6 protein-coding genes and 1 pseudogene are annotated in these 6819 nt (G+C 54.2%); 3 read left to right on the forward strand and 4 right to left on the reverse strand.

Going from position 1 to position 6819, the window contains the following annotated elements:
• Nucleotides 1-94: 94 nt before the first annotated feature.
• On the reverse strand, nucleotides 95-1795 hold the full coding sequence (locus tag ACXAF0_RS19635; protein ID WP_475347516.1) for a methyl-accepting chemotaxis protein: 1701 nt from the start codon (nucleotides 1793-1795) through the stop codon (nucleotides 95-97).
• Nucleotides 1796-2111: 316 nt separating this feature from the next.
• Nucleotides 2112-2810, reverse strand: coding sequence for an alpha/beta hydrolase (locus tag ACXAF0_RS19640; RefSeq protein ID WP_475347517.1), 699 nt, complete (start codon nucleotides 2808-2810; stop codon nucleotides 2112-2114).
• A gap of 536 nt (nucleotides 2811-3346) precedes the next feature.
• Between ACXAF0_RS19640 and ACXAF0_RS19645 the strand changes: the two genes are divergently transcribed.
• Nucleotides 3347-4684, forward strand: a complete 1338-nt coding sequence (locus tag ACXAF0_RS19645) for an MATE family efflux transporter (RefSeq protein ID WP_475347518.1) — start codon at nucleotides 3347-3349, stop codon at nucleotides 4682-4684.
• Nucleotides 4685-4709: 25 nt separating this feature from the next.
• On the opposite strand, the gene ACXAF0_RS19650 is transcribed toward ACXAF0_RS19645, so the two are convergent.
• The gene (locus ACXAF0_RS19650; protein WP_475347519.1) at nucleotides 4710-5189 is read right to left on the reverse strand and encodes an Lrp/AsnC family transcriptional regulator; all 480 of its coding nucleotides are present in this window, start codon (nucleotides 5187-5189) and stop codon (nucleotides 4710-4712) included.
• Nucleotides 5190-5691: 502 nt separating this feature from the next.
• Between ACXAF0_RS19650 and ACXAF0_RS19655 the strand changes: the two genes are divergently transcribed.
• Complete coding sequence (locus ACXAF0_RS19655; protein WP_475347520.1) at nucleotides 5692-6192, forward strand: GNAT family N-acetyltransferase; 501 nt, start codon at nucleotides 5692-5694, stop codon at nucleotides 6190-6192.
• A gap of 4 nt (nucleotides 6193-6196) precedes the next feature.
• Nucleotides 6197-6643: an Rrf2 family transcriptional regulator gene (locus ACXAF0_RS19660; RefSeq protein ID WP_062957798.1), complete on the forward strand. Its 447-nt coding sequence runs from the start codon at nucleotides 6197-6199 to the stop codon at nucleotides 6641-6643.
• A gap of 37 nt (nucleotides 6644-6680) precedes the next feature.
• Here the strand turns inward: ACXAF0_RS19660 and ACXAF0_RS19665 are convergent.
• Nucleotides 6681-6819 (reverse strand): annotated as a pseudogene (locus ACXAF0_RS19665) (IS110 family transposase); the annotation flags it as partial.

A 6819-nucleotide genomic window follows, 5' to 3' on the forward strand; every position in this document is an offset into this window, starting at 1 on the left:
ATCCGGCAAAAGCCATTTCATCCTTTTGTCAAAAACAAAAAAAGGCTGGAGCATTTCGCCCCAGCCCGTTGGATGGTATCGATGTAAGTGTAGCCTAGTCGGTCGCGCGTTTGCGCAGATCGGCAAGGAAGGTTTCAACCGCCTCATCAAGCGACTGTGCTTCATCAACCAGTTTTTCAGCAGAATGCGCAAGCTGTCCCGTGCCCGAAGAGACATGACCGGCATTTTCATTGACGGTTTCAATCCGCTGGGACACTTCGCTGGTGCCGTCAGCTGCCTGCTGAACATTGCGCGAGATTTCACCGATTGCTGCGTGCTGTTCCTCGACTGCAGCAGCAATCGCGGTCGAGCTATCCGCGACCTGGGCAATGGTTTCGGAAATCAGTCGGATCGCCTCGACCGCTTCGCCGGTTTCATTCTGAACCGAGAGGATCTGCTGATTGATTTCCTCGGTCGCCTTGGCGGTCTGGTTGGCGAGGTTTTTGACCTCGCTTGCGACAACTGCAAAGCCCTTGCCGGCGTCACCGGCACGGGCCGCCTCGATGGTAGCGTTCAGAGCCAGCAGGTTAGTCTGTTCGGCAATATCGCCGATCAGCTTGGCGACATCGCCAATTTTCTGGGCTGCGTCGGCAAGGCCGGTAACCGTCTGGTTGGTGCGGGTGGCCTGTTCGTTGGCCTGATTGGCAACCTCGGCAGACTGGGAAATCTGATGGGCGATTTCATCACTGGAGGCTGTCAGTTCCTCGGTCGCAGACGACACCGTTTGCACGTTGGTCGAGGTCTGGGTGGTTGCAGACGCCACAGCCGCTGCCAGCGTACTGTTGGTGTTGCTGGCTTCTTCCATCGTGGATGTGGCTTGCTTCATCTCGGTGATGGAGCCAGCAATCGAGCGGATAAGCCCTTTGACCCGGTCTTCGAGACTGTCGGCCATATCGGTGATGTCCTGGCGGCGTTGCTTGTCTGCCTGGGCTTCCAGTTCCTTCTGACGGTTCTGAAGTTCCCGGTTTTCCAGTGCCTGCTCACGGAAAGCGACAACGGTACGGGCCATATCGCCGACTTCGTCGCCGCGGTCCTGACCTTCGATCTCGCCTTCTAGTTTGCCATTAGCGATTTCGGTCATGCGGGCAGAGAGTTTATTCAGCCCACCTGTAATGTTACGGCCTATCGCAAGTGAGAATGCAATCATCAGGGCAATAACAATTGCAATGATTACCATGACGAAAACGACCTGCTCCCAGAATGCGGTATCCACATCATCAATGTAGATGCCGGTGCCTATTGCATCGCCCCATGGTAGCATAGCGGAATAGGAAAGCTTCTCGAACAGCTTGTCCTCGGGTTCGCCGGGTTTTACCCAGAAATAGGAGAAGAAGCCTCCGCCGGGATTTTGAGCCGCAGCCAAGAGGTCCTGCACGATGAAGTTGCCCGTAGGGTCTTTAACCTGGCTCATATCCGTGCCGTTAAGCGACGGTTTCGCACCATGGAGCTTGTTGATCCCGTTTTCGTCATAGGCAAAGAAATAGCCGGTGCCGTCATCGAACCGTGCTGCCGTACTCCATCGGTAGAACTCTGTCACGGCCTCTTCCTGGGAAAGTTCGCCGCTGCTAACGCGGTCCTGATAGGACTGGGCAGCTGTTACTAGCATTGAAACAGTTGTCTGAATTTTGTCTTTGCGGTCTTCGAGCATCCCGCTGCGCAACGTTTGAAGTTCAAGTACGGCAATCGCCAGCAAGGCGAGCAGAGACAGCAGCGACAAACTGGCGACTTTTTGACCAATTCGTATGTTCTGAAGCATGATCAGTTCCCGTTTTCTTGCGTTTCCTTGCGCCAGAGCGCACAAACTTATGATTAAGTGTTTTCTTTAGTATAGTTTAAAGAAGTAGTATTGTAGAGAAGTATAGTTTTCGTTGTGGTGGAAAGCACCAACTTTCTGCACACTGAATTTATGTAAGGTGATGTCAAAGAAAGGTTTTATTGATTGCCGCGCTGCTATTGTGCCTGAAAATCAAGCAATAATGCGGTTATGTTGGGACGATCAGGCAGAAAAAAAAGCACCTTACGTTCAAGATAAGGTGCTTTTCGATATCTCTTTCTGTGGCACTAATTTTTGATTAGTGCAGTCTGTTGCGGAGAAATTCGACGGCAATGCCAAGCCCTTCTTCGTCGATACCGTGTTGCAGACCGGTACGTTCATGCAGACTGACGTCAATGTCATTGGCGGCCAGCGTTTCTTTGGCAAGGCGGGATGCCTCGATCGGGACGACCGGATCCGCGGTGCCATGGACCAGGACCATCGGCGGGCGCGATTTGATTTCTGCGGCAAAGCTTTGTTCGCCCAGCAATGCGCCAGAGAAACCGACAACACCGGCGATCTGATCTGCGCGGCGCGGGGCGGTTTGCAGTGACATCATCGTGCCTTGCGAGAAGCCAGCGAGGGCGACTTTATCGGCAGTCACACCTTGGGTTTCCATGACTTGATCAATGAAATCGTCGACATAGCTGGCACTTTTGCGCGCACCTTCTGCCATGGCAGCAAGCGCACCTGACATGGTTTCCGGCGCACGGCGCAGGAATTCCGGATCATATTCGGCCAGACTAAACCACTGGCGTCCGAACGGCGACATTTCGCAGGGGAAAGGTGCGTTGGGCGAATAAAATGCGGTGTCGGGCAGGGCGCGTGCCAGATGCGGCGCCAGACCGATCAGGTCATTTCCATCCGCGCCATAGCCATGCAGCAAAATGACAACGCTTTTGGTGGTGCCCGATGTCGCTGGGGCGGTCGGACCAGATAACAATGTGTCGGTGCTCATACGTGCTTTCCTGATTTTCCCTTTGCACTTGCTTAGCAACGCAGCCCCCCGACCACCAGCATTTTTTGTCCTGAAGCCCATGCGTCACCCAAGGATGGGCTTGGGCGAAATGCAAAGCTCATTCAGCCTGTGGGTAACTTTGTGGATGGACGGACGGTTTTTGCGTAAATCACGGCATAAATCGGCCCAGCGCAAGGTTTTAGTCTTGATTTTCTATGCCTTGGTATAAATTCTGCGTATTTTCTAATTTAAAATATCATGATATTCCGGAGTTAAAATTAATTCATAAAAACAATTAGTTAGGATGTCATTCTGAATTCTCTTGTTTGAAGAACTCCATAAGTTGCCGCGCGAGACACAGCACATTCGAGAGATAGTTTGCGCAGAAGCTGCATGGCTTGGGACAAAAGTTAACGATGTGGATTTTTGGACAGCTGGTTAGTAAAACGCGTCTTTTGCCGCCTGTCATTCTGTGCCACAAGATTTCTTCCGGTTTGCCGGATGCCCCGCAGCATATTCCATAACCCGAGGTCCAGATGAACCGCACGCGCCGCTGGTTTGGCAAGGGTGATCAACGCGTTCTGGCGTTGACCCTGCCGATCATTTTGTCCAACGCCACTGTCCCGTTGCTTGGCGCGGTTGATACGGCTGTGGTCGGGCATCTCGATAGCCCGCATTATATCGGTGCGGTCGCCGTCGGGGCGCTGATCTTTTCCTATGTGTTCTGGAGCTTTGGCTTCTTGCGCATGGCCACCACCGGCCTTGCCGCCCAGGCCTATGGCAGGCGTGACGCCACTGGCGTTCGGGCAGTGTTTGCCCGTGCGGCCCTGATTGCGGTTGTTGCGGGCTTGGCGGTGATGGTGTTGCAATGGCCGATCATTGAGCTGGCCATGACCCTGATTGCGCCAACACCCGCGGTCGAGGCCGCCGCACGCGATTATTTCCATGTGCGGATCTGGGCATCACCGGCAACATTGATGCAATACTGCATGCTGGGCTGGTTGCTGGCCATGCGGGACAGTCGGGCGGTGTTTATTTTTCAGGTGGTTCTGAACTCGCTGAACATCATTCTGGATATCCTGTTTGTGCAAGGGTTCAGCTGGGATGTTCGCGGGGTCGCGGGGGCGACGGTGATTGCCGATTATTCCGGCGTGGTGCTGGGCTGGTTCCTGATGCAGCCGCATTTAAAACGGCTTGGCGGGACATGGCGCGGGATCGGGCTTTTGGATCGCAGCCAGTTGGCGCGGCTGATGAAGATCAATGGCGATATCTTTATCCGGACCATGGCGCTGACATCGGCCTTTGCACTGTTTACCAGTTTTTCCGCACGGTTTGGCGAGGTGACCCTTGCCGCCAACGCGGTTCTGCAAAACTTCTTGATGTTTGGATCGTTTGCCTTGGATGGATTTGCCCATGCGGCCGAAACGCTTGTCGGGCAGGCCTATGGGGCTGCGAAGCGCAAACAGTTCCTGTGGGCGGTACGCAAGACAACCGTCTGGGGTATTATTTCAGCCATCGTGATGGCGGCCATCTTTGCCTTGGCCGGGCCGTGGATCATTGATGCCCTGACCAGTATTCCCGAGGTCCGCACAGCATCGTATGAATACCTGATCTGGGCGGCGATCCTGCCGGTAACCGGTGTGCTAGGCTTTCAGTTTGACGGGGTGTTTCTGGGCGCAATGCAGACCAAGCACTGGCGAAACATGATGCTGGTCTCGGTCGCGATTTATGCCGGTTTTGCCTGGTGGGCAGTCGTGATGGACAGCAACCATTTCCTGTGGGCGGCGTTTAACGGGTTCTTCCTGCTGCGCGGACTGACATTGATCGTGCTGTTTCCGACGATCATTCCAGATCGACGACAGGTTGCGGCATAGCGACTGGTTGCTGTCGCAGCAAAGGTCAGTCGGCGTCAGCGACCGGCAGGGTGGTGCTGTTTTTGACTTCGTGCAGGGTGAAGCTTGATTTCATGTTGGCAACGCCAGGCAGCTTCATCATGACTTCGGACAGGAAGCGCTGATAGGCGGCCGGATCGGGCACGACGATACGCATCATGTAGTCCTGATTGCCGACCATGGCATAGCAATCAACAATTTCCGGGTGTTCCTGAACCGCACTTTCAAAGCGGCGGAGCGACGGTTCGTCATGCTGGGTCAGCGAGACGGTGACAAAGACGTTCACACCAAGCTGAAGATGGGCCGGATCAAGAAGGGCGACATACTTGCGGATGACGCCGCTTTCTTCGAGTTTGCGCAGGCGACGCAGGCAGGGCGACACGGACAGGCCGACCTTGTCCGCCAGTTCGACCATGGAGATGCGACCATCTTCCTGAATTTCACGAAGAATTTTGCGATCGATTGCGTCGAAACCGTTGCGCGCCATGGCGTGCCACACTCCTTTGGACGATAAGAAATCGGGTTGATAACCACCCTGGGAACGGTCTTGGCGGAAGGGTAGATTTTGCCAAATACCCGACCGGCTGTACATAATTCCTGCTGCGCGATAAGCCATGACTTCGCGTTTCTGTCAATCTTTGCGTCGCGTCGCAGGGTATTTTTTGCCAGCTGATCCTGTATGGGGACGGGGTGCGGTGCAACAGAATTTGTGTATCAAAAGGTTGCCGCAGGCTTGCAAGAATCGAGGAATACAAGTATGTGGTTCAATTCCTTGGAATGCTTGTGTTTCGGGCGGTAACGCTCGCACCTGCAGCGGAACTTATCATTGCCGTTTGCCATCCGGGCAGTGTAGTATAATCGTACCAATTTACTTATTTCGATTGTGGTTATTCTCCTGCCGGAAGCCGGGGGAGGCTGACATTGTCTGATACGGTCTGACGCGATTTGACATGATCAGGCATTGGCAGCCGATATACTGAAAGGCACGTATGGTGGACGCTGCGCAAAACACGCCAGGATATAACCTGGTTACCATTGGCGAGCATAAAATCAATATCCGTCCGGCGGTCGAGGCAGACCTTGCCAATGTTGTCGATCTTGATGACCGGACTACAGGTTTGCGCAAGCCCGATTATTGGGACGATCTGTTCACCCGTTATGGCAACCGCAAGGATTCCCGCTTCTTCCTGATTGCCGAGGAAAACGGAACGCTTCTGGGCTGTATCTTTGGCGAAGTCCGGTCATGGGAATTCAATTCCGTCCCGTGTGGCTGGGTTGGCACCGTCAGCGTCGAGCCGGACCTGCGCATGGGGGGGATCGGTACGATCCTTTATAATGAAATCTGCCGCTGTTTCCGCAATGCCGGTGTGACCAAGGTCCGTACCATGATCCCGCGCGATGCGACCGATCTGATGTCGTTCTTCCGCGCACAGGGGATGATGGCCGGGCCGTTCATCCAGCTGGAAACAGATATGGACGAGGGGGAATAAGCCGATGATGTCCTTGCAAAAGGCAACGCTGTTTGCCCTCTATGCCGTGTTGGAGCTGGCCGAAGATACCGATCGCCAGCTTTCGGCATCGGAAATTGCCGAGCGTTATAATATCTCGACCAACCATCTGGCAAAGGTCCTGCGCGATCTGGGCCGGGCCGGGTTGGTTGAATCTGTCCGTGGGGCCGGTGGCGGCTATCGTTTCTGTGGCAATGCCAAGCGCACGACCCTTCTTGATGTTGTGCAGCTGTTTGAGGAGGTCGGGACAAGCCCGTCCAACAGCATTGTGCAGGATACCAATGCCGGGGCCGCTTTGACGCTGGTGATGGATGAGATCGAAGAGATCACCCATGCAACGTTATTGTCGATCACGATCGAGACGATGCTGAAGCTTATGCGCAAGCGTCGCCCGGAAAAGCCGACATCGACCGGACTGTTCCGCGCGGTTTAGCGCCCAAATCCCAACAAAGATACAAAAAGCAGCGGTATTAACCGTCAAGTATTAAAGCATAGTGGTCACGCATTCTCGCATTGAGGATCGTGACCATTTTTCTGACGATGGCAATGACAGCAACCTTTCCTGGTTTTCCGTTTTCAGTCAGGCGCTTATAGAAGTCGCGCAGCAGA

This window comes from Thalassospira sp. ABD4_177, from assembly GCF_056160125.1.